2 protein-coding genes are annotated in these 2,679 nt (G+C 65.6%); both read left to right on the top strand.

Features of this window, described 5'->3' with window-relative positions; genetic code table 11:
- Positions 1-116 precede the first annotated feature (116 nt).
- Complete coding sequence (locus ABW137_RS08720) at positions 117-1,727, top strand: AMP-binding protein (RefSeq protein ID WP_526398921.1); 1,611 nt, start codon at positions 117-119, stop codon at positions 1,725-1,727.
- Between the two features lie 47 nt (positions 1,728-1,774).
- Positions 1,775-2,679: NADP-dependent oxidoreductase (locus ABW137_RS08715; RefSeq protein ID WP_526398919.1), on the top strand; the 905-nt coding region annotated here is incomplete at its 3' end.

Genomic DNA, 2,679 nt, shown 5'->3' with positions numbered 1-2,679 from the left:
TTCTGTGGCCTCAGGACTTCCACTCCGCCAATCTGATGCGCGGTTTCGTCGCGTGCTGCGCCGACCGATCGTCCCTGCAGGGCGCACCGTGCTGAACCATCGATGAAAGGACACCCATGACCGGCCTCGACTTGGCGTTGACTCCCCTACGATTCCTGGAGCGCTCCGCCGCGGTGTTTCCCGACCGCCTCGCCGTGATCGATGGAAATCGCCGCCTCACCTACGCGGACCTGGCAGCACACGTCACGCGTCTCGCGCAGGCCGTGCGCGCCTCCGGAGTCCGGCCCGGTGACCGCGTCGCCTACCTCGCATCCAACTCCTCGGAACTACTCGCCGCGCACTTCGCCATCCCATTGGCCGGCAACGTCCTGGTCGCCATCAATACTCGGTTGGCACCGCCGGAGATTCAGTACATCTGCGACCATGCCGAGGCGAGACTACTGCTCGTCGACAGTACCCATTTGCGACGGGTCCAACTCCAGCGCAAAGACTTTCGTACCGTCACCGAGGTCATCGAGCTTCCCGACGGCACCGCGCCGATCGTCAACGGCGCCACGGCGTACGCCAGCCTGCTGGATCGCGGCTCCGACGAGGCGCTGTCCTGGGAGGTGGCCGATGAGACCGCCACCATCACGATCAATTACACCTCCGGCACCACCGGCAGGCCCAAGGGCGTGATGTACACCCATCGGGGCGCCTACCTCAACGCGCTGAACCAGATCGTGCACAACGGATTCACCTCGGACACCCGATATCTGTGGACCTTGCCGATGTTCCACTGCAACGGCTGGTGCCATCCCTGGGCCGTCACCGCCGCCGCGGGTGTGCACGTCTGCCTACGGGCGGTGCGCGCCGACGCGATGTGGCAGTCCATCGACGACCACGGAGTGACCCACCTCAGTGGCGCACCGGTGGTCTTGAGCACATTGACCAGCGCCGAACAGGCACACCCCCTGCAGCGCGCACTGACCATCACCACCGCCGGCGCACCCCCCAGCCCCGCCATCATCAAGAAGGTGCGCAGCCTCGGCTCGACGGTGAACCACGTATACGGCCTCACCGAGACCTACGGTCCGTATTCGATCTGCGAGGTCCAACACGACTGGGAGGGTCTGGATGCCGAGGACCAATCCGCGCTATTGGCGCGCCAGGGCGTCGGCATGCTCTGCTCGGACGAGATGCGGGTAGTCCGAACCGATACTGAGCCCGGTCACCCCCTGGTCGACGTCCGCCCAGACGGCACGGAGATGGGCGAGATCGTCATGCGTGGCAACATCGTCATGAAGGGCTACCATCTGGATCCCGAACTGACCAGTCAAGCCTTTTCCGGTGGCTGGTTCCACTCGGGCGACCTCGGCGTCCGGCATGCAGACGGTTACGTTCAACTGTTCGACCGCGCCAAGGACGTGATCATCTCCGGCGGAGAGAACATCTCCTCGGTCGAAGTCGAGCAGGCGTTGATGTCGCACCCTGGCGTGGAGGACGCCGCCGTGGTCGGCGTACCGGACGACACCTGGGGGGAGCGGCCGAAGGCCTTCGTGGTCGCCAACGCCGACGTGACCTCGACCGAGCTGATCGCTCACGTGAAGAGCCGGATCGCCGCCTACAAGACCCCCCGTGACGTCGAGATCGTCACCGCAATACCCAAGACGTCGACGGGCAAGACCCTCAAGACAGCACTGCGCGCCGACGAATGGCGCGATAGCACGGCACGCATCCAGGGCTGAACCACCGCCACCCTCATGACCGAAGCACTACGCAGAGAGGCATTCCCATGACGCAGACCCAGAATCGCCGGATGTTGCTGACCACCCGCCCGGTGTGGAAACTGAAGCAGTCCGACTTCACCGTCGAGACCGCACCGGTGGCCACGGCCGGCGCGGGGCAGATCGTGGTCAAGGTGCTGTGGCTGGCGTTCGACCCGGCCCAGCGCGGATGGATGAACGACGGCAAGTCCTACGCTCCCCCGGTTCCCCTCGGTGACGTCATGCGTGGTCACGCGGTGGGTGAGGTCGTCGATAGTGGTGACGTCGACTTCCCGCCGGGGACGTTGGTGCACGGCAACTTTGGCTGGCAGGACTACGCGCTGTGTACTACCGCCGCCGGGACCGTCGGCACTTTGGAGCACATCCACGGCAACGTCGGCGAACTGCCCACCGCACTTCGGGTTCCTGAGGGCATCGCGCCCACCTCGGTGCTCGGGGCGCTCGGAACCACCGGTCTCACCGCCTATTTCGGCATGCTCGAACTGGCCCGGCCCCGACCCGGAGACGTCGTGCTGGTCTCGGGAGCCGCAGGGGCGACTGGATCGGTGGCAGGTCAGCTCGCGCGATTGGCCGGCGCCCGCACCATCGGCCTCGCCGGTGGACCGGAGAAGTCCCGATGGTTGACCGACAACGCGAAGTTCGACGCTGCGATCGACTACAAGACCGACGACGTGGCGAGTCGCATCGCGGAGTTGGCCCCCGACGGGGTGAACGTGTTCTACGACAATGTCGCCGGCGAGATCCTCGAAGCAGGCATCCGCAACATCGCCCAGCGCGGCACCGTCATCCTGTGCGGCGGAATCCACAGCGGATACTCCGACGAAGCCACCGCGTACGGACCCACCAACCTGTCGACCATCACGGTCCGCAGCGCCAGCATGCTCGGCTTCATCGTCACCGACTTCCTCGACAG

The sequence above is a fragment of the Mycobacterium sp. genome, assembly GCF_040509115.1.
In the GTDB taxonomy this organism is placed as follows: domain Bacteria; phylum Actinomycetota; class Actinomycetes; order Mycobacteriales; family Mycobacteriaceae; genus Mycobacterium.
Note: the sequence above shows the minus strand (reverse complement) of the source record. Positions and strands in the feature narration are given on the sequence as shown.

Coding starts and splice junctions, on each gene's coding strand:
- ABW137_RS08720 (WP_526398921.1), top strand. CDS start 117: ATGACCGGCCTCGACTTGGCGTTGACTCCCCTACGATTCCTGGAGCGC.